Source organism: Pectobacterium carotovorum (assembly GCA_016415585.1).
Lineage (GTDB): Bacteria > Pseudomonadota > Gammaproteobacteria > Enterobacterales > Enterobacteriaceae > Pectobacterium > Pectobacterium carotovorum_K.
On record CP066552.1, the window covers coordinates 238,791 to 264,454 of the forward strand.

General features: G+C 52.4%; 22 protein-coding genes. 15 read left to right on the plus strand and 7 right to left on the minus strand.

Annotation, left to right across the window (positions count from 1 at the left end; translation table 11 throughout):
* Positions 1 to 157: 157 nt before the first annotated feature.
* The 3 genes from JFY74_01075 to JFY74_01085 all read right to left on the minus strand — a co-directional run bounded on the left by JFY74_01075 (position 158) and on the right by JFY74_01085 (position 5,723).
* Positions 158 to 1,087 (minus strand): hypothetical protein, encoded by a 930-nt coding sequence (locus JFY74_01075; GenBank protein QQG28703.1) that lies wholly within the window; start codon positions 1,085 to 1,087, stop codon positions 158 to 160.
* Between the two features lie 364 nt (positions 1,088 to 1,451).
* A complete protein-coding gene (ppc, locus tag JFY74_01080; GenBank protein QQG28704.1) occupies positions 1,452 to 4,091 on the minus strand; it encodes a phosphoenolpyruvate carboxylase in 2,640 nt (879 codons plus the stop codon).
* A gap of 243 nt (positions 4,092 to 4,334) precedes the next feature.
* Positions 4,335 to 5,723, minus strand: a complete 1,389-nt coding sequence (locus JFY74_01085) for a PTS transporter subunit EIIC (protein ID QQG28705.1) — start codon at positions 5,721 to 5,723, stop codon at positions 4,335 to 4,337.
* Positions 5,724 to 6,044: 321 nt separating this feature from the next.
* Between JFY74_01085 and JFY74_01090 the strand changes: the two genes are divergently transcribed.
* Positions 6,045 to 7,244 (plus strand): starvation-sensing protein RspA, encoded by a 1,200-nt coding sequence (locus JFY74_01090; GenBank protein ID QQG28706.1) that lies wholly within the window; start codon positions 6,045 to 6,047, stop codon positions 7,242 to 7,244.
* A gap of 8 nt (positions 7,245 to 7,252) precedes the next feature.
* Here the strand turns inward: JFY74_01090 and JFY74_01095 are convergent, their stop codons facing one another.
* Positions 7,253 to 7,966, minus strand: a complete 714-nt coding sequence (locus JFY74_01095) for a GntR family transcriptional regulator (GenBank protein QQG28707.1) — start codon at positions 7,964 to 7,966, stop codon at positions 7,253 to 7,255.
* A 54-nt stretch (positions 7,967 to 8,020) separates the two neighbouring features.
* A complete protein-coding gene (argE, locus tag JFY74_01100) occupies positions 8,021 to 9,172 on the minus strand; it encodes an acetylornithine deacetylase (protein ID QQG28708.1) in 1,152 nt (383 codons plus the stop codon).
* A 202-nt stretch (positions 9,173 to 9,374) separates the two neighbouring features.
* On the opposite strand from argE, the gene argC reads away from it, so the two are divergent.
* The 12 genes from argC to hemB all read left to right on the plus strand — a co-directional run bounded on the left by argC (position 9,375) and on the right by hemB (position 21,366).
* Positions 9,375 to 10,379 (plus strand): N-acetyl-gamma-glutamyl-phosphate reductase, encoded by a 1,005-nt coding sequence (argC, locus tag JFY74_01105; GenBank protein ID QQG28709.1) that lies wholly within the window; start codon positions 9,375 to 9,377, stop codon positions 10,377 to 10,379.
* Positions 10,380 to 10,413: 34 nt separating this feature from the next.
* On the plus strand, positions 10,414 to 11,190 hold the full coding sequence (gene argB, locus JFY74_01110; GenBank protein QQG30420.1) for an acetylglutamate kinase: 777 nt from the start codon (positions 10,414 to 10,416) through the stop codon (positions 11,188 to 11,190).
* 62 nt (positions 11,191 to 11,252) lie between these two features.
* The gene (gene argH / locus JFY74_01115; protein QQG28710.1) at positions 11,253 to 12,626 is read left to right on the plus strand and encodes an argininosuccinate lyase; all 1,374 of its coding nucleotides are present in this window, start codon (positions 11,253 to 11,255) and stop codon (positions 12,624 to 12,626) included.
* A gap of 220 nt (positions 12,627 to 12,846) precedes the next feature.
* Positions 12,847 to 14,406, plus strand: coding sequence for a DNA recombination protein RmuC (rmuC, locus tag JFY74_01120; protein ID QQG28711.1), 1,560 nt, complete (start codon positions 12,847 to 12,849; stop codon positions 14,404 to 14,406).
* A gap of 319 nt (positions 14,407 to 14,725) precedes the next feature.
* Positions 14,726 to 15,481, plus strand: coding sequence for a bifunctional demethylmenaquinone methyltransferase/2-methoxy-6-polyprenyl-1,4-benzoquinol methylase UbiE (gene ubiE / locus JFY74_01125; protein ID QQG28712.1), 756 nt, complete (start codon positions 14,726 to 14,728; stop codon positions 15,479 to 15,481).
* A 12-nt stretch (positions 15,482 to 15,493) separates the two neighbouring features.
* Positions 15,494 to 16,117: an SCP2 domain-containing protein gene (locus JFY74_01130; GenBank protein ID QQG28713.1), complete on the plus strand. Its 624-nt coding sequence runs from the start codon at positions 15,494 to 15,496 to the stop codon at positions 16,115 to 16,117.
* Positions 16,114 to 17,754 (plus strand): ubiquinone biosynthesis regulatory protein kinase UbiB, encoded by a 1,641-nt coding sequence (ubiB, locus tag JFY74_01135; protein ID QQG28714.1) that lies wholly within the window; start codon positions 16,114 to 16,116, stop codon positions 17,752 to 17,754. Before JFY74_01130 ends, ubiB begins: the two co-directional genes overlap by 4 nt.
* A gap of 82 nt (positions 17,755 to 17,836) precedes the next feature.
* Positions 17,837 to 18,094 carry a twin-arginine translocase TatA/TatE family subunit gene (gene tatA / locus JFY74_01140; protein QQG28715.1) on the plus strand — a complete coding sequence of 86 codons (258 nt, stop codon included), beginning with the start codon at positions 17,837 to 17,839 and terminating at the stop codon, positions 18,092 to 18,094.
* 3 nt (positions 18,095 to 18,097) lie between these two features.
* Positions 18,098 to 18,709, plus strand: coding sequence for a Sec-independent protein translocase subunit TatB (gene tatB, locus JFY74_01145; GenBank protein ID QQG28716.1), 612 nt, complete (start codon positions 18,098 to 18,100; stop codon positions 18,707 to 18,709).
* A 3-nt stretch (positions 18,710 to 18,712) separates the two neighbouring features.
* Entirely contained in the window at positions 18,713 to 19,465 is a 753-nt protein-coding gene (tatC, locus tag JFY74_01150; protein ID QQG28717.1) for a Sec-independent protein translocase subunit TatC, read from the plus strand.
* A 78-nt stretch (positions 19,466 to 19,543) separates the two neighbouring features.
* Complete coding sequence (gene tatD, locus JFY74_01155) at positions 19,544 to 20,326, plus strand: 3'-5' ssDNA/RNA exonuclease TatD (protein QQG28718.1); 783 nt, start codon at positions 19,544 to 19,546, stop codon at positions 20,324 to 20,326.
* A gap of 17 nt (positions 20,327 to 20,343) precedes the next feature.
* Positions 20,344 to 21,366 carry a porphobilinogen synthase gene (hemB, locus tag JFY74_01160; GenBank protein QQG28719.1) on the plus strand — a complete coding sequence of 341 codons (1,023 nt, stop codon included), beginning with the start codon at positions 20,344 to 20,346 and terminating at the stop codon, positions 21,364 to 21,366.
* 95 nt (positions 21,367 to 21,461) lie between these two features.
* Here hemB and rfaH read toward each other — a convergent pair whose 3' ends face one another.
* Positions 21,462 to 21,950: a transcription/translation regulatory transformer protein RfaH gene (gene rfaH / locus JFY74_01165; protein ID QQG28720.1), complete on the minus strand. Its 489-nt coding sequence runs from the start codon at positions 21,948 to 21,950 to the stop codon at positions 21,462 to 21,464.
* A 200-nt stretch (positions 21,951 to 22,150) separates the two neighbouring features.
* Between rfaH and ubiD the strand changes: the two genes are divergently transcribed.
* Positions 22,151 to 23,647, plus strand: a complete 1,497-nt coding sequence (gene ubiD / locus JFY74_01170; protein QQG28721.1) for a 4-hydroxy-3-polyprenylbenzoate decarboxylase — start codon at positions 22,151 to 22,153, stop codon at positions 23,645 to 23,647.
* A 52-nt stretch (positions 23,648 to 23,699) separates the two neighbouring features.
* On the plus strand, positions 23,700 to 24,401 hold the full coding sequence (gene fre, locus JFY74_01175) for an NAD(P)H-flavin reductase (protein QQG28722.1): 702 nt from the start codon (positions 23,700 to 23,702) through the stop codon (positions 24,399 to 24,401).
* 90 nt (positions 24,402 to 24,491) lie between these two features.
* Here fre and fadA read toward each other — a convergent pair whose 3' ends face one another.
* Positions 24,492 to 25,655 (minus strand): acetyl-CoA C-acyltransferase FadA, encoded by a 1,164-nt coding sequence (gene fadA / locus JFY74_01180; GenBank protein ID QQG28723.1) that lies wholly within the window; start codon positions 25,653 to 25,655, stop codon positions 24,492 to 24,494.
* Between the last annotated feature and the right edge of the window lie 9 nt (positions 25,656 to 25,664).

The following is a 25,664-nucleotide window of genomic DNA, read 5'->3' on the forward strand; positions in this document are numbered from 1 at the left end:
ATAGGGATAGTTTAATTGCCAGCCTTATAAACCACCTCCTTGGGGCAGTTCAGGGAGGTGGTCTTTTACCGCAGGTTTCTCTCTGATTATCGCTTAGTGAGAACGAGCAACAGGACTATTATTATGAGTGCTTCTGCATATTTTTTCTCATAAGTTGCTAGATAATTTTAGGTAACCTTTTTATTAACTCAACCCATTTATCGCTCTGCTTTGAACCTTCAGTTCTCATGCCATAAAACTGAGCGATATGGCTCTCATTTTTATCGAAAATCTCTAAGCTAGTGATATAACCTTGCTCTGACATTTTATTAACGATCCATGCCTCCCCAAGATTACTGGTCGTTATTTTAAATATTGCACGTTGGCCTTCCTCTGTTTCTCCATGCACGACGAGTTTACCTTTATTTTTAAGCTCGACGATTTTATTAATGGTGCCAGTATAGATCTGAACGACGGAGTCGTTACCGACAAAAATCATAGATCGCTCTTTTTCCCTCTGTAACGAGGCTAAAACAGACCACAGGCTGCTTGGATCTACCTGACAGGCCAAGTCGTCAGGTACCGCCTTGAATGCTTCAAGTTTACTCATTCCCAATTGCTCTAGCATTGGGTAAAAATGATGAATATCAGCCAAGCTACGCCATAAGAATTCAATGCTTTTACCTTTGTCAATCTCTTTTAGCTTGCCTTGCTTTGATGTTACTTCAAGGGACTCTTCCCTAATATTCTCTTTTGATGTTAAATTAATTTTAAGTACGTTATCCTTATTTTTATTTAGGAAATTTATATCGTAGTTATCTGCCGATTTTTTTTCTATAGAAATTCCTTTTATTTTTCCAGGGATAATTCTTAAGTCAATTCCTTTTGGATTTAGAAGTAAATGCCCATTGGCCGTTGGCTGGGTTATTTTTCCTATAACGCGAAGAAGAGAGTTGTTATTAGATCCTGGTGTTGTTGTTTCCACAGTTTCAGTTGATGTTTTTTTTATTTTTTTTAATATTTCATTTAATGAATTTGAATTGTTAAAATCCACACCCCATGCAGTACTTGTTTCTTTAATCGAATAATTAGCGTCATTAATTTTCATTTTTGGTCACCGTTCAATTTTTTCTTCGGAAGTATTATTTATTCTAACATCTAATAAACTCTAATTTAGAGTATAGAAGGATATATTAAATAAACGAGTTGCTATCGGTTGGAAAAGCGATTTTTTGTAATTCTTTTTTCGGAAAGATGAGGCGATAAAGATTAATTATTGGATAACAATGAATAATAAAAGAATCGGAGGCATTTTTCGTGATACTTGCCCACGTATTAGCCACTTATTTCAGATTGATTGGTTGCAAAAGTGTGATTGGTCAGAGAGACACGAAGCGAGATTCTGTAGGCGCTCTCGCTTCGTGGTCGCATAGCGTAAAGCCTTGTATGATCGGCTTTTGCTGCTTGCGCGATTAACCCGTATTACGCATGCCTGCTGCGACACCGGCGATAGTCACCATCAGCGCCAGTTCCAGATCGGCATCTGGCTGTTCCTGCTGACGTGAACGATGTAGCAACTCAGCCTGCAGCACGTTCAGGGGATCGGTATAGACGTTACGCAGTGCGATCGACTCGGCGATCCACGGCAGATCCGCCATCAAGTGATCGTCGTTGGAGATCGCCAGCACAACGTTAATATCGGCGGCTAACTGATCGCGCAGCTGTTTCCCTAACGGCCACAGTTTCTCTTCTACCAGACGCTGATCGTAATACTCCGCCAGCCACAGGTCGGCTTTGGCGAACACCATCTCCAGCATGCCGATACGCGTCGAGAAGAACGGCCAGTCGCGGCACATGGCTTCCAACTGTTCCTGCTTGCCGTCATCCACCACTTTCTGCAATGCGGCACCTGCGCCCAGCCACGCTGGCAGCATCAGACGGTTCTGCGTCCAGGCGAAAATCCACGGGATAGCGCGCAGGCTTTCCACGCCGCCGTTCGGACGACGCTTGGCCGGACGTGACCCCAGCGGCAGTTTACCCAGCTCCAACTCCGGCGTCGCGGCGCGGAAGTAAGGGACGAAATCCGGATTCTCACGCACGTAGCCACGGTACATCTCGCAGGACACGCGAGAAAGATCGTCCATCACCTCGTGCCATTCCTGTTTTGGTTCCGGCGGTGGCAGTAGGTTCGCTTCCAGAATCGCACCGGTATACAGCGCCAGGCTGCTGATGGTGACTTCCGGCAGACCGTATTTAAAGCGGATCATCTCGCCCTGTTCCGTCACGCGCAGGCCACCTTTCAGGCTACCCGGCGGTTGTGACAGCAGCGCAGCATGAGCCGGTGCGCCACCGCGACCGATAGAACCGCCGCGTCCGTGGAACAGCGTCAGTGCGATACCCGCTTTCTCACAGGTTTTGATCAGCGCGTCCTGTGCACGGTACTGCGCCCAAGAGGCAGCCATCACGCCCGCGTCTTTCGCAGAGTCGGAATAGCCGATCATGACCATCTGCTTGCCCTGAATAAAGCCTCGATACCAGTCGATGCTCAGCAATTGCGTCATGACATCATCAGCGTTGTTCAGGTCGTCCAGCGTTTCAAACAGCGGCGCGACCGGCAATGCAAACGGGCAACCCGCTTCCTTGAGCAGCAGGTGAACGGCCAGCACGTCGGAAGGTGTGCGCGCCATTGAAATGACATAGGCTGCGACTGAACCGATGGGCGCTTTGGCGACGACACGACAGGTATCCAGCACTTCTTTGGTATCCGCGCTCGGCTCCCAGTAGCGTGGCAGGAGCGGGCGCTTAGAGCTGAGTTCACGGATCAGGAAGGCCTGCTTATCGGACTCTGACCAGCTTTCGTAGTCGCCCAGACCCAGATAGCGGGTAATCTCGGCCAGCGCTTCGGTGTGGCGGGTGCTTTCCTGACGGACATCGATGCGTACTAAAGGCACACCGAAGCAACGTACGCGACGCAGCGTATCCAGCAGGCGACCATCAGCGATGATGCCCATGCCGCAGGTTTTCAGCGATTGGTAGCAGGCGTGGAGCGGTTCCCACAGCTGTTCGTTGGTAATCAGCAGATCTTTAGGCGGCAGGCGCTCTTCACCTGTCAGGCGCGCTTCCAGATAGCTCAGCGTACTGCTCAACTGCGAACGCAGTGACTTCATGATGGCGCGGTACGGTTCTTGTACCTCGCTGCCACCGGCCAGCTCCAGCAGCTCCGGTGTACACTCGGACATCGACAGCTCGGAAACCAGCACCTGAATATCACGCAGGAAAAGATCGGCGGCTTTCCAGCGGCTGAGTAACAGCACGTGGCGAGTAACTTCCGCCGTGACGTTCGGGTTACCGTCGCGGTCGCCACCCATCCAGGACGTAAAGCGCACCGGAACCGCATCAACGGGCAGACGATAGCCGAAAGCCTGTTCCAGCTGTTCATCCAGTTCGCGTAAGAATGCAGGTACGCCTTCCCACAGGCTGTTTTCCACCACGGCGAAGCCCCATTTGGCTTCATCTACCGGGGTAGGACGAATTTTACGGATTTCATCGGTATGCCAGGACTGCGCAATCAACTGGCGCAGGCGGCGCATGATCTGATTGCGTTCATAATCAGCCAGATCGTTGTGGTCGAGCTGCTTGAGGCAGGTATTCACTTCTACCAGCTTGTGGATCAGTGTCCGGCGGGTAATTTCTGTCGGGTGTGCGGTCAGCACCAGCTCGATCGACAAGGATTCTACGGCGTCACGGATATCGCGTTCGGTCAGATCTTTGCTTTCCTTCAGGCGCTCAAACGCGTGGGAAAGCTGTGCCGGGTTACTCGCGGCTTCACCGTGCGGTGAAATCGTATGATATTGCTCAGCGGTATTGGTCAGGTTAAGGAACTGGCTGAATGCGCGGGCAACGGGCAACAGTTCATCGTTAGACAGGTTTTGCAGCGTAGTCAGCAACTCCTGACGATGTTTTTCATTACCTGCGCGGGAAGACTTTGACAACTTGCGGATTGTTTCGACTTTATCAAGGATGTTTTCACCCAGTGCTTCCTTGATGGTATCGCCGAGAAGCTTGCCGAGCATACTGACGTTACTGCGCATTGCGGAATATTGTTCGTTCATAGTTACCCTGACCCATCCCTACCATTTTTGTAAGTTTATTTCACTTGACATATTTTGACGCACTGCCTCCATCTAGCCACGATAAGGCGGGTTCGTCAATTGACGATTCTTTCTTCTCCTTATTCTTTGTACTTGCATTGAGGCGGGCTTGGCAATTTGTGAAATTTAATTACAGAGGCGCGGATATTAGAGGGACTTATTAGCAGGGGAACGTCGCGGGGCGCAGCGGCCCCGCGAGCGCGGTTACGCCTGTTTGGACGCTCTGACGACCAGAATATAAGTCAGCGTGAAAGAAAGCACGATGGCGATGGTCATGCCGGATACTGCGTAGCTAAAGTAGGGACCGATATAGGCTGGCAGGCTGAAAATACTCGACAAGATGTAGCCATACAGCCGGACACCGAAGTACGCGATAAAGGCTGAGGCGATGGAGCTGGCAATAGTTGCGGAGATAAACGCTTTTTTATACTTGGTCAGTACGCCGAAGAGTGCAGGTTCGGTAATACCGAGCAGCGCAGAAACCCCAGCAGACAGCACGACAGATTTGTCCTGACGGGTTTTGGCATGGAAGTAGATGGCAAACGTGGAACCCGCAATCGCCATATTAGCCATACACATCATTGGCATCAGCATATCAAAGCCCTGATTGCTGAAATTTTGCAGTGCAATGGGCGTCATCGCGTGATGCATGCCAGTCAGGATAGCGACAGGCCGAATCGCACCGACCACGAAACCAGCAAAGATAGACGACACATCGAACAGGCTCTGAATAAACAGTGCCAGCAGTTTACCGAGGTAGATCCCGAATGGCCCGATAATGGTGAGCGACACCAGTGCGGCGATAAACAGCGTCAGCGTTGGGGTAAACACGGTTTTCAGCACCGAAGGCATGATGCGGTCGACCCAGCGGTGGATATAGCTCAGTGCCAACACAGAGAAAATCACTGGAATGACGCTGGCGGCATAGTTGAACACTGGAATGGGCAGCGCACCCATGAAGTAAAAGGCGCTGACCGCATTAGGGCTATTGCTGGCTAGAGCCTTCGCCGCTTCTATCAACGACGGGTACATCAGGCAGGCTGCAACAGCCGCTGCCAGATATTCGCTTGTTTTAAATATTCTGGCTGCGGAGATGGCGAGGAAGAAAGGTAAGAAATAGAACACACCGCTGGCGATCAGGTCGAGGACGATCACGGTATCGGTTTTGGCAGAGACCACTTTCAAGGCGATCAGCCCTGCCAGCAGCCCTTTGATCATCCCGGCACCCGCGATAGCAGGGACGATCGGACCAAATACGCCGGAAACGGTATCCATGAACAGCGAAATCAGCCCCTTCTTCTGCTTCTGCACGTCTGGCTGCGATGTCGCTGTAGGCGAAAGCGTTGTGGAGGAAAGCTGGGCGTTCAGCAGTTCGTAATATTCATTGACCTGTGGTCCGATAATAATCTGGAATTGCTCACTCTGGTGTTGCGCACCTAATATACCGGGCAGATTTTTGATCGCCTCGGTTTGCACTTTACTTTCATCAATTAAATCAAACCGAAGCCGCGTCATGCAGTGCCAGGCTTTATTAATATTTTCGCTTCCGCCAACCAGTTTAATGATTGACTGAATAACGTCATTTTTTCCCATGAAATAAACTCCCCGCATAGCCTTATGTTATTTTTGGCCGAATTATTTCCACCGATAGTAAAAACTTAAAGAAGAAAAAACAAACCAATAAAACATGAAGCTCGTCACATGGTTAGTCTGTAAGGGGCTTTTTATTGCCATTATTCGATAATTGGTCTGGTTTTTTAATCAATTAGATGGCTTTTTCAAACCAAAATAAATCTTTTAAATAAGAGGTTTACAATAAAAGAAAAAATAAGTAGAAAACAAAAAAGAAACTGATTTTAGACTGTGTTTTTGCCGGGTATAGCTATTCCGGTAAATGCTCTGGAGGATATTTTTGTGTTGCCGACAATCATTACTGACATTGAATGTCTTGTTACCCGCCCCGACCGCCATAATTTAGTGACGGTGGTGGTTCACACGGATAAAGGCGTGACGGGTTATGGATGTGCGACCTTCCAGCAGCGCCCGCTGGCTGTCAAAGCGATGGTGGACGAGTACCTCAAACCGCTGCTGCTAGGACGAGATGCTAACCACATTGAAGATCTGTGGCACATGATGATGGTCAACGCTTATTGGCGTAACGGTCCGGTTATCAACAATGCGGTGGCGGGCGTTGATATGGCGCTGTGGGATATCAAAGGCAAGCTGGCGGATATGCCGCTTTATCACCTGTTTGGTGGGAAATCCCGTGATGCCATTGCCGCATACAGCCATGCTGCCAGCGATACGCTGGACGGGCTGTATCAGGAAGTGGATCGGCTGTATGCGCAGGGTTATCGTCATATCCGCTGCCAGCTAGGATTCTATGGCGGTAATCCCGATGCACAGCACAGCACGCGGCAGCCAACAGAGGGAGCCTATTACGATCAGGATCAGTACATGGCCAACACGCTCGCCATGTTCCGTGCGCTGCGCGAGAAATACGGCGATCGTTTCCACATCTTGCATGATGTTCATGAGCGTCTGTTCCCGAATCAGGCAGTGCAGTTCGCCAAAGCGGTAGAAGTGTATCGTCCCTATTTCATCGAAGACATTTTGCCGCCTGCGCAAAATGAGTGGCTGGCGCAGATCCGCAGCCAGAGCGCGGTGCCGCTCGCGACCGGAGAGCTGTTTAATAACCCCGCCGAGTGGCAGAGTCTGGTGATTAATCGACAGGTTGATTTTATTCGCTGCCATGTCTCACAGATTGGCGGGATTACGCCAGCGCTGAAGCTGGGCGCGTTCTGTCAGAACTTTGGCGTTCGTCTCGCGTGGCATTGCCCGCCGGATATGACGCCTATCGGTGCGGCGGTCAACATTCACCTGAATATCCACCTGCATAATGCCGCGATTCAGGAATTTGTCGCTTACCCGGAAAATACCCGCAAGGTCTTCCCGCAGGCGGTAGAGCCGGAGAAGGGCTATCTGTATCCGATTGAGCGCCCCGGTATTGGGGTGAGTATCGATCTGGATGCGGCGCGGCAGTTCCCCGTTGTCTATCGTCCGCACGAGTGGACGCAGAGCCGCCTGCCAGATGGCACGATGCATACGCCCTGAGTGAACTATTATGGCGACTGGCGGAAATTCAGGTTATCGCGGTTGAAGGGGATGACGTAGGTGCAGGCGTAGTTAATGTCGATGATATCGCTCGATTCGTACACGCGACCGCCCTGTAAAATACCGCGACTAAGAATATGCATCGCCGCCGTGCCTTTCTTACAACCCAGCAGCTCAGCCTGTGCTTTAGTGACGTTCACCGCCTGATAATGCGTCAGGTAGTGTGAAATCGCATAGCCCTTGCTGAGCACATACTGCTGAATAGAGCTTTCAATAATCTTCTGGCTCATGTCTGGGAAATCTGCAGCGGGCATCTTCGATATCTCAATCTGCACCTTACGGTTATCGACATAACGTAATCGACTGAATTCCCAGATGAACGTATTTTCGCTGATAGCAAAAACCTGCTGCTCTTCCCGAGTCGGCAGCCGCTTATGCAGGCTAAGCAGGCGGAATGAAATCTGATTAAATTTCTTTTCGGTAATCGAGTTATACACCAGCGGGTTGCTGCGTACGCCCTGATTGATGAAGTTACCGGAGCCTTGCACCATATGGATCGCGCCGATGCTGGCGAGTTTTTCCAGCGCCTGACGGATGGTAAAGCGCGACACGCCATATTCTTCCGCCAGTTGGCGTTCCGGCGGCAGCTTTTCCGGCAGCGGATCGGTGTGCTGATAGATTTTGCTCAGTAAATCCTGCGCGATGAAGTCTTTCTTTTTCATGAGCTGTCTCAAAGTAGCCCTGCCAGCGTGGCTGACAAGGCCGCTTGCATCGGATCAATGGTGACAGAAGTGATGAATCACCTGCGAGATCAGATCCCGCGTTGGTTTAATAAACTTGATATCAATATATTCATCCGGCTGGTGCGCCTGCTCGATTGATCCCGGCCCCAGAACCAGCGTCGGGCACAGCGTCTGAATAAACGGTGCTTCGGTACAGTAGTTCACGATTTCCGTTTTCGTCCCCAGCAGATTCTCCACGACGGACACCAGACGGTGGTCTGGTGGGCATTCATAGCCAGGAATCGGCGGATGCAGTTCGCTGATGGTCAACCTGCCCGGCCAGCGCTGGCTGACAGGCTCAAGCGCTTCTGACAGTAGTCCGTCCAGATCGTTGAGCGTAATACCCGGCAGCGGGCGAATATCCATATGCAGTTCACAGCAGCCGCAGATACGGTTAGCGGCGTCGCCGCCGTGAATGTGCCCGAGGTTCATGGTCGGGTGAGGAATGTGGAAAATCGGATTGTGGTAGCGTTCCTGTAGGGTATTACGCAGCACCAGCAGGTGAGAAATGGCTTCGTGCATCAGCTCGATCGCGTTCACGCCGCGCGACGGATCGCTGGAGTGGCCAGACTGCCCCTGAATGCGGATCGCGTTGGACATATGGCCCTTGTGGGCACGCACCGGTTGCAGTGAGGTCGGTTCGCCGATGATGGCGCAGTCCGGGCGAATCTGCGTAGATTCGGAGAAATACTTGGCACCGGCCATCGTCGTCTCTTCATCCGCCGTTGCCAGCACGTAGAGCGGTTTCGTCAGCTTGGTCGGATCGATATCGCGCAACGCATCCAGAATAAAGGCAAAGAAGCCTTTCATATCCGCCGTCCCCAGACCGTATAGCTTGTTGTCATGTTCGGTCAGCGTGAACGGGTCGCGCGTCCAGCGGCCATCGTCGAACGGGACGGTGTCGGTGTGGCCTGCCAACAATAAGCCACCTTTTCCTTCACCAATCCGCGCCAGCATATTAAATTTATTGAGGGTGCCGGGAACTGGCTGGACTTCCACATGGAAGCCGAGATCGCCGAACCAGCCTGCCAGCAGGTTGATTAAGGTATGATTACTTTGATCGAGCGCGCTGTCGGTGGCACTGATGGACGGTGTGGCGATCAATGCCCGATATAGCTCAATAAAAGGGGGTAAATTCATCTTCACTGTTGACAGCCTCTGGTTAGGATAGTATCAATATTCATGCATTTATTTTGAATAAAAATACAATAATGCTCGGCGAAAGGAAACCCAAAGGTACGGCGATGGCGATTCGTCACTTTCACTGAGTTTCGCGGGTGAACAGCGTACCGACGCTGGTGAGCCCTGTTACCTGTTCCATAGATAAGTAAGAAGGTATACGGATCCCATGCTGAATACGCTGATTGTTGGTGCAAGTGGTTATACCGGCGCTGAGCTTGCGCTCTACCTGAACCGTCACCCACAGATGAACATAACCGCTTTGATGGTTTCTGCGCAAAGTGTCGATGCAGGAAAATTGATTTCTGATTTACATCCGCAGCTCAAAGGCATCATTGATGTACCGGTAAAACCGCTGACCGATGCGGAAGAAGCGGCGAAAGGCGTGGATGTCGTTTTTCTGGCGACCGACCACAAAGTCAGCCACGATCTGGCCCCTGTTTTTCTGGCGGCAGGCTGTACTGTTTTTGATTTGTCCGGCGCGTTCCGCGTACAGGGCGCTGAATTTTATCGTCGCTATTATGGTTTTGAGCATCAACACCCTGACTGGCTGGCAAAAGCGGTTTACGGGCTGGCCGAATGGCGTGCGGAAAGCGTAAAACACGCACAGCTGGTTGCCGTGCCAGGCTGTTATCCAACGGCTGCGCAGCTGGCGCTGAAGCCGCTGCTGGATGCCCAACTGCTGAACCCGGCTCAGTGGCCGGTGATTAATGCCGTGAGCGGCGTGAGCGGGGCGGGGCGTAAAGCGTCTATGACCAGCAGCTTCTGTGAAGTCAGCCTGCAACCGTACGGTATTTTCAATCACCGCCATGAACCTGAAATTTCAACGCACCTCGGCACGCCAGTGATCTTCACTCCGCATTTGGGCAACTTCGCTCGTGGTATTCTGGAAACTATCGCCTGTCGCCTGCAACCGGGCGTAACCCAGCAGGATGTCGCTGAGGCCTATCACAACGCTTATCACGATAAGCCGCTGGTTCGCCTGTACGATAAGGGCGTTCCGGCGCTGAAATCCGTTGTCGGCCTGCCGTTCTGCGATATCGGTTTCTCTGTCGACGGTGAACACCTGATCGTGGTGGCAACCGAAGATAACCTGCTGAAAGGCGCGGCGGCACAAGCTGTGCAATGCATGAACATTCGTTTTGGTTTCCCTGAAACCCAATCGTTAATTTAATGACTACTGGTCCCGACATTTCGAGGCGCGAAGCATAATGAATCCGTTAATTATCAAATTAGGTGGCGTTTTACTGGATAGCGAAGAAGCGCTGGAGCGTCTGTTCACCGCGCTGGTGGCTTACCGTCAGGAACACCAGCGTCCGCTGGTGATTGTGCACGGCGGCGGCTGTCTGGTGGATGACCTGATGAAGAAACTGTCGCTGCCCGTCGTGAAGAAAAACGGCCTACGCGTCACGCCTGCCGATCAGATCGATATCATCACCGGTGCGCTGGCGGGTTCCGCCAACAAGACGCTGCTGTCATGGGCGAAGAAGCATGACATCAATGCCGTCGGCTTGTGTCTGGGCGATGGCGGCAGCACGACGGTCACGCAGTTAGATGAGTCTTTGGGCTTTGTGGGTAAGGCAGAAGCGGGGTCGCCTGCGCTGCTGAACACGCTGTTGTCTGCGGGCTATCTGCCTGTTGTTAGCTCCATCGGTATTACGGCACAGGGCGACCTGATGAACGTCAACGCCGATCAGGCAGCGACGGCACTTGCGCAAACGCTGGGTGCGGATTTAATCCTGCTGTCTGACGTGAGCGGCATTCTGGATGGTAAAGGCCAGCGTATTGCCGAAATGACGGCAGAGAAAGCCGAGCAGCTGATCGCTCAGGGCATCATCACCGACGGCATGATTGTTAAGGTTAACGCCGCGCTGGATGCCGCGCGTGCGCTGGGCCGTCCGGTTGATATCGCCAGCTGGCGTCATGCTGAGCAGCTACCTGCGCTGTTCAATGGCGTGGCGATTGGCACGCGTATTCTGGCGTAAGTCGTTTCTGGGTATGGCATGATGCGATACCAACGTGAATTATATTTTTGGGAGTAAGGGTTATGGCTTTGTGGGGCGGTCGGTTTAGTCAGGCAGCAGATCAGCGTTTTAAACAATTTAATGACTCACTGCGGTTTGATTACCGTCTGGCGGAACAGGACATCGTTGGCTCGATCGGCTGGTCGAAAGCACTGGTGACGGTCAATGTGCTCAGCGAGCAGGAACAGCAACAGCTGGAACAGGCGCTGAATGCGCTGCTGGTTGAGGTACAGGCTGATCCTGAGATGATCCTGCAAAGCGATGCAGAAGACATTCATAGCTGGGTTGAACTGCGTCTGATTGAGAAAGTCGGCGATTTAGGTAAAAAGCTGCATACCGGTCGTAGCCGTAACGATCAGGTCGCGACGGATCTGAAACTGTGGTGCAAGGCGCAGATTGCCGAGCTGCTGCTGTCGGTACGCCAGCTGCGTCAGGCGCTGGTTACGACAGCGGAAGCCAATCAGGATGCGGTGATGCCGGGTTACACCCACCTACAGCGCGCACAGCCGGTGACGTTTGCCCACTGGTGTCTGGCCTACCATGAAATGCTGGCGCGTGATGAAAGCCGTCTGGAAGATACGCTGAAGCGTCTGGATGTCAGCCCGCTGGGCTGCGGTGCGCTGGCAGGAACGGCTTATCCAATCGACCGTGAGCAACTGGCGGGCTGGCTGGGATTTGCCTCGGCCACGCGTAACAGTCTGGATACGGTTTCCGATCGCGATCATGTACTGGAACTGCTGTCCGATGCTTCGATCGGCATGATCCACCTGTCGCGCTTTGCCGAAGATCTGATCTTCTTCAACAGCGGTGAAGCGGCGTTCGTTGAGCTGTCTGACCGTGTGACATCCGGTTCTTCCCTGATGCCACAGAAGAAAAACCCAGATGCGCTAGAGCTGATTCGCGGTAAATGCGGTCGTGTACAGGGCGCGTTGACCGGCATGATGATGACGCTTAAAGGCCTGCCGCTGGCGTATAACAAAGACATGCAGGAAGACAAAGAAGGGCTGTTTGACGCGCTGGATACCTGGCACGACTGCCTGATGATGGCGGGTCTGGTGCTGGAAGGCATTCAGGTTAAACGTCCGCGCTGTAAAGAAGCGGCCGAGCAAGGCTATGCGAACTCGACAGAGCTGGCGGATTATCTGGTCGCTAAAGGCGTGCCGTTCCGTGAAGCGCACCATATCGTGGGCGAAGCGGTAGTTGAAGCCATTCGTCAGGGCAAAGCATTGGAAGCGTTGCCGCTGGCCGATCTGCAAAAATTCAGCGCCGTGATTGGCGAGGATGTGTACCCGATTCTGGCGCTGCAATCCTGCCTGGATAAGCGTGCGGCACAAGGTGGCGTATCACCACAGCAGGTTGCTAAAGCGATTGGCGATGCGAAGCAGCGCCTAGCCTAAGTTGCCCTCTTCTGTTTCAGTTCCCCCAACGTGGTGTTTCGCGTTGGGGGGATTTCTGCGTTACCGATCTGATTCTTCTGCAAATTATTATCTATCCATGTTCATATGGAATGCGGCTCGCATTTTTCTGCTCAGCGTCTTCCCCACCGGAATTGTTTCTGGACATCCATACAGTATCATTTTACCTTGACCAGCAGCGTGAAAGGCCTGCGGAGGCAAAGTGGATATCAGCATATTTTATGGTCTAGGCGGCAGTGCGGTCGGGCTACTGGTCGGGTGGTTGGTTGCCAGCTTGATTCATCAGCAGAAGCTGTCGCAGCATGACACCGAACAGCGGTTGCTGGCGCAGACATTGCAGCAGGCTCAACAGTCGCTCAGCGAACAGCAGCAGGTAAAGCAGCAGGACGAACAGCGGCTGCGGCAAAACGAGCTGGAACTGCGCACGGTTCACGCTCAGCTCTCTGCCAGCCATGAAAAGCTGCAACAGCTTACTGAACTCCGTGAAGAGTGCGTGCAGTTAAATCAGGAACTGCGAACGCTGCGTGAAATCAACAGCGCGCAGGAAGCGGAGCTGCGGGAAGTCACCATTCGGTTGGAAGAAACCCGTATGGCGGCGGAAGAGAAGCAGCGACTGCTGGCAAACAGTGAACAGCGGTTGACTACGCAGTTTGAGAATCTGGCGAACCGGATTTTTGAACACAGCGGTCGTAAGGTGGATGAACAAAATAAACAGAGTCTGGATAAGCTGCTGATGCCGCTGCGTGAGCAGCTTGATGGGTTCCGCCGTCAGGTGCAGGACAGCTTTGGTGCGGAAGCGCGTGAGCGTCACACGTTGGCGCATGAAATCCGCAATCTGCAACAGCTGAACGCGCAGATGGCACATGAAGCCATCAACCTGACGAAAGCCCTGAAGGGCGACAATAAGACGCAGGGTAACTGGGGGGAAGTGGTGTTAAGCCGCGTGCTCGAAGCCTCCGGCCTGCGCGAAGGCTACGAGTATCAAACACAGGTCAGCGTGCAAACAGGCACAAATAGCCGCCTGCAACCGGATGTCATCGTGCGTTTACCGCAGGGCAAAGATGTCGTGATCGATGCCAAGATGTCGCTGGTGGCCTACGAGCGCTATTTCAATAGTGACGATGACGCAGAGCGGAGTGTGGCGTTGAACGAACATTTGCTCTCGGTTCGCAGCCATATTCGGCAGTTGAGCAGCAAAGATTATCAGCAGCTTCCGGGTCTGCGTTCGCTAGACTATGTGCTCATGTTTATTCCCGTTGAACCTGCTTTTCTGGTCGCTATCGATCGCCAGCCCGAATTGATCAACGAGGCGTTAAAACACAATATTATGCTGGTCAGCCCGACCACGCTGTTGGTGGCATTACGCACCATCAACAATTTATGGCGCTATGAACAACAGAGCCGCAACGCACAGCAGATCGCCGAAAAAGCTTCACGGTTATATGATAAGTTGCGGCTGTTTGTGGATGATATGGAAACACTGGGGCAAAGTCTGGATAAAGCGCAGGGCACTTATCGTCAGGCGATGAATAAACTTTCCTCTGGGCGTGGTAACCTTATTGGCCAGGCTGAGGGGTTCCGTGCGCTGGGCGTAGAAATTAAACGCACGATCAGTCCGTCATTAGCAGAAAAAGCAACGACCCATGAGCACGCTGAACGCGATGAATTACCGGATTCCGTAGCACCCGACGCTGTTTCACCAACCGTGAAAACGGAGGGCGAAGAAGGGGAATCCCCCTTAGCGACCCGTAACCTATCCTAAATAATTCGAGTTGCGTGACAAAACGTTAGCGTTTTGAACAACGCAAGGCGTTGGCCCGTTAGGGCGAGGCTCATTTATACACCTCGTAGCGCGGCAAGCGCACGAGTCCTCAGGAGCTTACTCAAGTAAGTGACTGAGGTGAGTAAGTGAAGCCAACGCACAAGCAGCTTGAAGTATGACGGATATAAATAGGTATGGATTTCGCGGGCTTGGCACTAGGCTATGCGAAATTAGTGCAGTGGGGTTTTTATACGGGTCTGGTACACTCTCACCATAAATGGGTAGACCCGAAATTTGACTGAAATAGTAGGCGGATAAGATGGCAAGTGAGCAGGAGAAAACGGCCGACTTTGGTTTTCGGACTGTCGCCAGAGATGAAAAAGAAGTCATGGTGGCTGAGGTTTTTCATTCTGTAGCAGCAAAGTATGACTTGATGAATGACCTGATGTCCTTTGGTATCCACCGTATCTGGAAGCGTTTCACTATCGAATGCAGTGGGGTAAGACGTAATCAGCGAGTTCTGGATCTTGCCGGAGGAACAGGGGATCTAACTGCCAAGTTCTCCCGTATGGTTGGCGAAGGTGGTGAAGTCATTCTGGCGGACATCAACGCATCAATGCTGAAAGTGGGCCGCGAAAAACTGCGTAATAAAGGCATTATCGACAACATCAACTACGTGCAGGCCAATGCTGAAGCGCTGCCGTTCCCTGATGACTTCTTCGACTGCATTACTATCTCCTTTGGTCTTCGCAACGTGACGGACAAAAACAAAGCGCTGCGTTCGATGTACCGTGTTCTGAAGCCCGGTGGTCGCTTACTGGTGTTGGAGTTTTCCAAACCGGTGATTAAACAGCTGAGCAAAGTTTATGACGCTTATTCATTTCATATCCTGCCGAAGATTGGCGAAGCCGTAGCAAGTGATGCTGGGAGCTACCGCTATCTGGCGGAATCTATCCGCATGCACCCCGATCAGGAAACGCTGAAAGGGATGATGATCGATGCCGGTTTTGACAGTGTTAACTATTTCAACCTCACCGGTGGAATCGTTGCGCTGCATCGTGGGTTTAAATTCTGATTGGAAACGCCAATGCTGATAACGTCTTTTCTGACTGCTACGCTGGAAACCGCGCTGAATCAGCTGCTTTTTCACGATACGGTTTCTTGCGATCGCAGCATGAAGTCTGCACGCCAGCGCTTGCAGGGGAAAACACTTCAGATCGAGTTGGCTGAACTGGATGTGCCCTTGGTGCTGGTGTTTAACGAACAGCGGCTGGACGTGATCAGCCAATGGGGCGAGCCTGCGGATTGCTGCCTGAAAACACGCGTTCCGGTTCTGATGAAATTACGCGATCGTCAACAGCTATCGTCGCTGATGCGCAGTGGCGAGCTGATGATAGAAGGCGATATTCAAGTCGTTCAACAGTTCATCGTGCTGTTTGATCTGGCGGAGTTCGATCCGGCGGAGTGGTTGTCCCCTTATCTGGGCGATATTGTTGCTCAGGGTCTTACCCAGACGGTACAGAAAACCCTGAGCTTCCTGAAACGATCTCTACATCAGCAGCAACATTTCCTGTCCGAGACGTTAACGGAAGAGTGGCGACTGGCTCCGGGAAAACTGGAAAATGCCTGGTTCCATGAGGAAATTGTTGCGTTGGATAAATCCGCCGATACGTTGTCCGAACGGCTGGCGAAGCTGGAGGCTTTACGATGACGCCCAGTGAATTACGCCGCCTTTACAGCATTGTGCGTGTGCTGTTGAGCTATGGTCTGGACGAGCTTATTCCTAAAATGCGACTGACGTTTCCGTTACGTGTGGGTCGTCGTCTGCTGTTCTGGTTACCCAATTGCCACCGCAACAAGCCTTTAGGGGAACGTCTACGTTTGGCGCTTCAGGAACTGGGGCCTGTGTGGATTAAGTTCGGACAAATGATGTCTACACGCCGCGATCTGTTCCCACCGGCTATCGCCGATCAACTGGCGATGTTGCAGGATAAGGTTGAGCCGTTTGATGGCAAACTGGCGCGCGAACAGATTGAGCTGTCGATGGGCGGAATCCCTCTTGAAGAGTGGTTTGACGATTTTGATATTAAGCCGCTGGCCTCTGCCTCGATTGCGCAAGTGCATACCGCCTGCCTGAAAAGCAACGGAAAAGAGATCGTTATCAAGGTCATTCGCCCGGATATTTTGCCTGTCATCAAGGCGGATATGCGCCTGATGAAACGTCTGGCGGGGTGGTTGCCTCACCTGTTGCCGGATGGTCGCCGCCTGCGTCCGCGCGAAGTGGTGCTGGAATATGAAAAAACGCTGCTTGATGAGCTGAACTTGCTGCGAGAAGCGGCAAACGCTATTCAACTGCGGCGTAATTTTGAGAACAGCCCGATGCTGTATGTGCCGGAAGTTTATTCGGATTATTGCAGCGAAAGCATGTTGGTGATGGAGCGAATCTACGGTATTCCTGTTTCTGATGTCGACACGCTGAAAGCCAATGGCACGGATATGAAGTTACTGGCAGAACGCGGCGTTCAGGTTTTCTTCACGCAGGTGTTCCGCGATAGCTTCTTCCATGCAGATATGCATCCCGGCAATATCTTTATCAGCTACGAGCACCCGGAGGACCCGCAATACATCGGTATTGATTGCGGTATCGTCGGTTCGTTGAATAAAGAAGATAAGCGCTATCTGGCTGAGAATTTCATCGCCTTCTTCAACCGTGATTATCGCAAAGTTGCCGAACTGCATGTGGATTCGGGCTGGGTGCCTCCAGACACCAATGTTGCAGATTTTGAGTTTGCTATTCGTACGGTTTGTGAGCCGATCTTCGAGAAGCCGTTGGCGGAAATTTCGTTCGGCCATGTGTTATTGAATTTGTTTAATACGGCGCGTCGCTTCAATATGGAAGTACAGCCTCAATTGGTGTTGCTGCAAAAAACGCTGTTGTATATTGAAGGGGTTGGTCGGCAGCTTTATCCGCAGCTTGACCTGTGGAAAACGGCCAAGCCGTTTCTGGAGAACTGGTTGAAGCAACAGGTCGGTTTACCTGCTGTATTCCGTGCACTCAAAGAAAAGGCACCGTTCTGGGCTGAGAAATTGCCGGAAATCCCTGAGCTGTTTTATGACGGATTGCGTCAGAATAAGATGTTAAAACAAAGCGTCGATAAGCTGACTCATGAGCTGAGAACGCAGCAGGCGCGCCAAGGGCAATCACGATATCTTTTGGGTATTGGCGCAACGCTGCTAATCAGTGGTACGTTGTTACTGGTCAGCCGTGTTGAAGCCGATATGGTTCCCGCGGGGTTGATGGCGGCAGGAATCGTCGTCTGGATTATCGGTTGGCGTCGAACTCGTTGAAGCAGATCATGATGCACGTCAGAATTACCCGATATAATAACGAGAATTCTGTCGTTCCCCTTTTTGAAAAGAGGTAAATGTTATGAGTATTAGTCCAATGAATTTGGTGATTATCGCCGTAATTGTTGTACTGTTATTTGGCACCAAAAAACTCAGAACGCTGGGTTCGGATCTGGGTGCCTCCATCAAAGGTTTTAAGAAAGCGATGGGTGACGATCAGCCGTCTACTGGCGCAGACAAAACGCAGCCAGATGCCGATTTCTCTACCAAGTCTATCGCTGACAACCAATCAGACGCCAAGCCGGGCGAAACGAAGAGCCAGCATAAAGAGCAGGTGTAATCTGTGTTCGATATCGGTTTTGGTGAATTGTTATTGGTGATGGTTCTCGGCCTGATTGTTCTCGGGCCGGAGCGTTTGCCTGTGGCAGTCAGAACGGTTGCAAGCTGGATCAGGACGCTGCGTTCGCTGGCGTCTACGGTTCAGAATGAACTGTCGCAGGAACTGAAACTCCAGGAGTTTCAGGAAAGCCTGAAGAAAGTCGAAAAAGCCAGTTTGCAGAATCTGTCGCCTGAGTTGAAAGCCTCAATGGATGAACTCAAAGAAGCGGCGGAAGCGATGAAACGCGGCTATACCGAGCCATTGTCACCGCAGAAATCAGATGATCACCAAAAGTCAGATGATCATAGCACGTCAGATGGCCATAGTGCGACGGTGGAACCGCAGCGCAACACCCCGCTAAACGATCCGGAAGCGGCCTACGATGGGGTGATCGAAGCGGAAACCGCAGTACGTCCGGCAGTTAGTCAGCCTAAACCTGAAAGCGCTACTGTTGCTGAACATCACCATGATGATCACAATGCCACGAGTGATAAAGCTGTCGGCAACGATAATGTCAAACCTGAGCAGTCCCAGTCTTCTGCTGTTTCTGCCCGTCAACCGAGCGATAGTCGTTAGTTTATGGCCGATGAAGATACTCAACCGTTAATTAGCCACCTGATTGAGCTACGCAAGCGGCTATTGAACAGCATCATCTGTGTGCTGGCGGTATTTGTTGTGCTGGTGTACTTTGCCAATGACATTTACCAAGTGGTTTCTGCGCCGCTCATCAAGCAATTGCCTGCGGGTGCCAGCATGATCGCGACTGATGTCGCCTCGCCTTTCTTTACACCGATAAAGCTGACGATGATTGTCTCAGTGTTTGTCGCTGCGCCACTGGTGCTGTATCAGGTGTGGGCGTTTGTGGCCCCTGCTCTGTATAAGCACGAACGTCGCTTAATGATGCCGTTGCTGGTATCCAGCAGCCTGCTGTTTTATTCGGGCATGGCGTTTGCGTACTTTGTGGTGTTCCCGCTGGCGTTTGGTTTTTTTGCGAAAACCGCACCCGTTGGCGTGCTGATTGCGACAGACATCAATAACTACCTCGATTTTGTTATGGCGCTATTCATGGCGTTCGGCGTATCGTTTGAGGTGCCCGTTGCCATCGTGCTGCTCTGCTGGAGTGGTGTGGTGACGCCAGAAGATCTGAAGAAAAAACGCCCTTATATTTTGGTGGGCGCATTCGTTGTCGGGATGCTGCTGACGCCGCCGGACGTTTTCTCACAGACGCTACTGGCGATTCCGATGTATCTGCTGTTTGAAATCGGTGTATTCTTCGCACGGTTTTATGTTGGCAAAGGCCGACGGGCTGAAACGGAAGAGCCATCGCAGTAACGAACGGTTCCCTGCGGCAGGACGGTAAAATGACCTCTCTTTGAGAGGTCTTATTTTTTATTCGCCAGAGTGAGAGTCATGTTTGATATCGGTGTCAATCTAACCAGTTCTCAGTTTGAAAAAGACCAGGAGCAGGTCGTCATCCGGGCAAAGCAAGCGGGTGTCAGTGGCATCTTGATCACCGGAACCAACACCCAGGAAAGCCATCAGGCCATGTTACTGGCGCAAGCCTATCCCGATTACTGTTGGTCAACGGCGGGCGTTCATCCGCATGATGCCAGCCAGTGGAATGACGCCACTGCTGAACAGCTTCATCACATGGCAAGCGCCGCCTGCGTGGTTGCTATTGGCGAATGTGGGTTGGATTTCAACCGTAACTTTTCAACGCCAGAAGAGCAGGAACGGGCATTCAGTGCGCAGCTAGCGATAGCGGCCGAACGGTCCATGCCCGTTTTCCTTCATTGCCGTGATGCCCATTCCCGCTTTATCTCTCTGCTGACGCCGTGGTTGAGTCAGTTACCTGCCGCCGTGGTTCACTGCTTTACTGGCAATCGTCATGAGTTGGATGAGTGTCTGGCTGCGGGGCTGATGATTGGCATTACCGGCTGGGTTTGCGATGAGCGTCGCGGACTTGAGCTGCGTGCCTTATTGCCGCATATTCCTGCCGATCGGCTGTTGGTGGAAACCGATGCACCTTATCTGTTACCCCGGGATTTACGCCCTAAACCGGCCTCCCGCCGTAACGAACCCTGTTATCTGCCTCATATTATTCGCCAGATTGCGGAGTGGCGTGGAGAAGATGCCACATGGTTGGGACAGACAACAGATGAAAATGCTCGCCGGGTTTTCCGGCTGGCCTGATTCAGGAGAATAATGACATGAGCACTGCTTTTCCCGGCACTTTCCCTGGCCGACGTATGCGTCGCATTCGCCGCCATGATTTCAGTCGTCGCCTGGTTGCTGAAAATCAACTGACGGTGAATGATTTGATTTATCCCGTTTTCGTGATGGAAGGGACAAATCATCGTCAGGAAGTTCCCTCCATGCCGGGGGTATACCGGATGACTATCGACGTGCTTCTGAAAGAAGCCGAAGAGATTGCTAAGCTCGGCGTTCCGGTACTGTCGCTGTTCCCCGTCATTGAAGCGGATAAAAAATCACTCTATGCCGAAGAAGCCTATAACCCGGATGGTTTGGTTCCTCGCACGATCCGCGCGCTGAAAGACGCCGTCCCTGAGCTGGGTTTGCTGACGGATGTGGCGCTCGATCCCTATACCACACACGGGCAGGACGGGATTATCGATGCGGATGGTTATGTGATTAACGACGTCACCAAGGAGATTTTGGTACGTCAGGCGCTGTCCCATGCAGAAGCTGGCGCAGAAATTATTGCGCCTAGCGACATGATGGACGGTCGCATCGGCGCTATTCGTGACACCCTAGAAGCACAAAACCTGATCAATACCCAGATCATGGCGTACTCGGCTAAATATGCATCGTGCTACTACGGGCCTTTCCGTGACGCCGTGGGCTCAGCGGGTAACCTGAAAGGTGGCAACAAGAAAACCTACCAGATGGACCCAGCTAACAGTGATGAAGCCTTGCAGGAAATCGCGCAGGACTTGCAGGAAGGCGCGGATATGGTGATGGTCAAACCGGGGATGCCTTATCTGGACGTGGTGCGTCGCGTCAAAGAGTCGTTCGGCGTGCCGACCTTTGCTTATCAGGTATCTGGCGAATATGCGATGCACATGGCGGCGATTCAGAACGGCTGGTTGCAAGAACAACCGGTAGTGATGGAGTCTCTGCTGTGCTTTAAACGCGCGGGTGCGGATGGTGTGCTGACCTATTTTGCCAAGCGTGTCGCACAGTGGCTGCACGATCAGCATATGCAACGCTAAGTCTGTTCTTATCCGGCGCGGGATAAACGCGCCGGATAGGGCAAAGATGCAAGGAGCGTCGGGCTATTTTTTCAAAGGGCTATGTTTTCAAAGGATTAGGCTTTGCGAAACTCGCGGTTATCAATGCTCTGCCTGACCTGTTTGTTCAGCATATTCAGCAACAGCATTGAGCGAGCTTCGCCGTCAGGCTCGGTGTAAATAGCCTGAAGACCAGAGAAAATACCGTCGGTAATGACGACGCTATCGCCAGGCTGTGGCGTCAGTGGGTCAATGATTCCCTGAATCGGGCGAAGTGACAATTCATCGATAACCTGCTGCGGAATGGTCGCGGGCAGCGCACCGAATCGCACAAAGTTACTCACCCCACGCGTCGCGCTGATGGTGGTGGTGTGGATGCGTTCGGGATCGAACTCCACAAACAGGTAGTTCGGGAACAGCGGCTCACACACTTCGGTCCGTTTACCACGAACGATCTTATCCAGCGTGATCATCGGGCTCACGCAGTTGACATCCTGACGTTCCAGATGCTCTTTCGCTCGCAGTAGTTGACCACGTTTACAATACAGTAAGTACCAGGCTTCCATAATTTCGCAGACTTATGATTCCGACGAGCAAGCATAACAAAAGCGAGCACGGATAAAAAATTTTCGGCAGATATTTTTGTTACCACATTTTGGCGTTCGGGTTCTTGATAGTGAGCAGATTCTTACCATAAATAGGCGTTTCGGGAAGCGACAGGTTGGCGAAGAGACTTTATAATAGCCAGAACGATAGACTGCCCCCGATGAATAGCATGAAATACCGTGACTTACGCGAGTTCCTCTCGCTGCTGGAAGAGAGAGGGGAGTTAAAACGCATTACCCAGCCCATCGATCCCTACCTTGAAATGACGGAAATTGCTGACCGAACGCTGCGTGCGGAAGGCCCTGCTCTCCTGTTTGAGAACCCCAAAGGCTATGACATGCCGGTGCTGTGCAATTTATTTGGCACGCCGAAACGTGTTGCGTTGGGCATGGGACAGGAAGAGGTCAGCGCACTGCGCGAGGTGGGCAAGCTGTTGGCGTTTTTGAAAGAGCCGGAACCACCCAAAGGGTTCCGCGATCTGGTGGATAAAATGCCAAAGTTTCGTCAGGTATTGAATATGCCGACGAAGCGCCTGTCTTCTGCGCCGTGTCAGGAACAGATTTGGCAGGGGGATGACGTTGACCTGCGCCGGATTCCGGTGATGCAGTGCTGGCCGGAAGATGCCGCGCCGCTGATTACCTGGGGGCTTACCGTGACGCGCGGGCCGCTTAAAGAGCGGCAGAATCTGGGGATCTATCGTCAGCAGGTGCTGGGTAGAAACAAGCTGATCATGCGCTGGTTATCTCATCGCGGCGGCGCGCTGGATTTTCAGGAATGGTGTCAGGAAAATCCCGGGCAGCGTTTTCCGGTGTCTGTCGCATTGGGCGCTGACCCTGCGACGATCCTTGGTGCGGTGACGCCTGTCCCTGATACGCTATCGGAATATGCCTTTGCGGGGTTGCTGCGTGGGCATAAGACTGAAGTGGTGAAGTGCCTGTCGAACGATTTGGAAGTGCCTGCCAGTGCAGAAATTGTTCTGGAAGGCTATATTGAACCGGGAGAAATGGCGGCGGAAGGGCCGTATGGCGACCATACCGGCTATTACAATGAGGTCGATCACTTCCCGGTTTTCACCGTTACGCACATTACTCAGCGCCAGAATGCGATTTATCACTCGACTTACACCGGACGACCACCGGATGAGCCTGCTGTTTTGGGTGTGGCGTTGAACGAAGTTTTCGTGCCGATCCTGCAAAAGCAGTTTCCTGAGATTGTCGATTTTTATTTGCCACCGGAGGGTTGCTCTTACCGTCTGGCGGTCGTTACCATGAAGAAACAGTACGCGGGCCATGCTAAACGCGTCATGATGGGTGTGTGGTCTTTTTTACGCCAGTTCATGTATACGAAATTTGTCATTGTCTGCGATGATGACGTTAATGCGCGTGACTGGAACGACGTGATATGGGCGATCACGACGCGTATGGATCCGGCGCGCGATACGGTATTAGTAGAAAATACGCCGATAGATTACCTTGATTTTGCCTCGCCAGTTTCTGGCCTTGGCTCCAAAATGGGTCTGGACGCCACCAATAAATGGCCTGGCGAGACGCAGCGCGAGTGGGGTCGCCCCATCAAGAAAGACCCACAGGTTTGTGCCCGCATTGATGAAATATGGGACGAATTGGCCATTTTTAGTGACAGAGAGCCCCGGCGTTAACGGCTGCTGCCCTGTTCTCAGTTTTGCTTTTATGACCCTATAGAGGGAATGCATGACAACATTGAGCTGTAAAGTGACTTCGGTCGAAGCCATAACCGATACGGTTTATCGCGTTCGTTTGTTACCTGAAGCGCCGTTTTCCTTTCGGGCTGGCCAGTATTTGATGGTAGTGATGGGCGATCGAGATAAACGTCCTTTTTCACTGGCATCGACCCCGATGGATAAAAACTTTATTGAGTTGCACATCGGGGCGTCCGAACTGAATCTTTACGCGATGGCCGTGATGGAGCGCATTCATAAGGAAAAATCCCTGACGGTCGATATCCCGCACGGTGAAGCCTGGCTGCGGGAAGAGAGTACGCGTCCGCTGGTGTTGATTGCGGGTGGAACCGGATTTTCGTATGTGCGTTCTATCCTGCTGACCGCGCTGTCGCAGCAACCCGAGCGCGATATCGCTATTTACTGGGGGGGACGTGAATCCCAGCATCTGTATGACTTAACCGAGCTTGAAGGCTTTGCGGCTAAGCACCCCAATCTGCGGGTGGTGCCAGTAGTCGAGCAGCCGGAAGCAGGATGGGATGGCAGAACGGGCACCGTTCTGAGCGCGGTATTGCAGGACTACGGCTCATTGGCAGAGCAGGATATCTATATTGCTGGTCGCTTTGAAATGGCGAAGATTGCCCGTGAACGTTTTTGTAACGAGCGCGGTGCGCTGGCAGCCCATATGTTCAGCGACGCATTTTCGTTTATTTAAAGCAGTTAAGGCATAAGCAAGTAAAAATAAAAATCCCACGGCTGTGGGATTTTTGGTTTCTAGCTGTTCTCTGACAGAGCTTTCCTGTGTTTAGACGCGCTCAAACACGGTCGCAATACCCTGTCCCAGCCCGATGCACATCGTCGCCACGCCAAACTGAGCATCGCGACTTTCCATCAGATTAATCAACGTGGTAGAGATGCGTGCGCCTGAGCAGCCGAGCGGGTGACCTAGCGCAATCGCGCCGCCATTGAGATTGACCTTTTCATCCAACTGTTCCAGCAGCCCCAGATCTTTAATGCAGGGTAGCGTCTGAGCGGCGAATGCTTCATTCAGTTCAAAGATGCCGATATCGGCCAGACTGAGCCCTGCTCGTTTCAACGCCAATTTGGTCGCGGGGACGGGGCCGTAACCCATAATCGAAGGATCGCAGCCAACCACGGCCATTGCCCGAATGCGGGCTCGTACCGGTAAACCTAATGATGCCGCGCGGGATTCGCTCATGATCAACATGGCTGCGGCACCATCGGATAGCGCCGAGGATGATGCGGCTGTCACCGTACCGTTAACCGGATCGAACGCGGGTTTGAGTGTGGCAAGGCTATCGACGGTGGTGTCTGGGCGAATGACCTCATCATAATCGAAGCGTTGCAGCATGCCGTCTGCATCATGGCCCGCCGTGGGGATGATTTCACGACGAAACGCTCCTGACTGGGTGGCGCTGTGGGCGCGCTGGTGCGAACGTGCGGCGAACTGATCCTGCATCTCACGGCTAATATTGTGCATACGCCCCAGCATCTCGGCCGTGAGCCCCATCATACCCGCAGCTTTAGCTATGGTGCGGCTCAGCCCCGGATGAAAATCGACGCCATGATTCATCGGCACATGTCCCATATGCTCGACGCCGCCAATTAAGCAGACATTCGCGTCGCCAACCATAATGGCACGGGCCGCATCGTGGAGCGCCTGCATGGAGGAGCCGCACAGTCGGTTAACCGTGGTCGCGGGGACATTCATCGGGATTTCTGCCAGCAAAGCAGCATTGCGGGCGACGTTGAAGCCTTGCTCCAGCGTCTGTTGCACACATCCCCAATAGATATCGTCGATCTCACGGGCATCCAGCGCTGCGTTACGGCTCAATAGGCTACGCATCAGGTGTGCTGACAGGTCTTCGGCTCTCACCTGACGGAAGGCTCCGCCTTTGGAACGTCCCATCGGCGTGCGTACGGCATCAACAATCACTACCTTTTCCATATTTCCTGT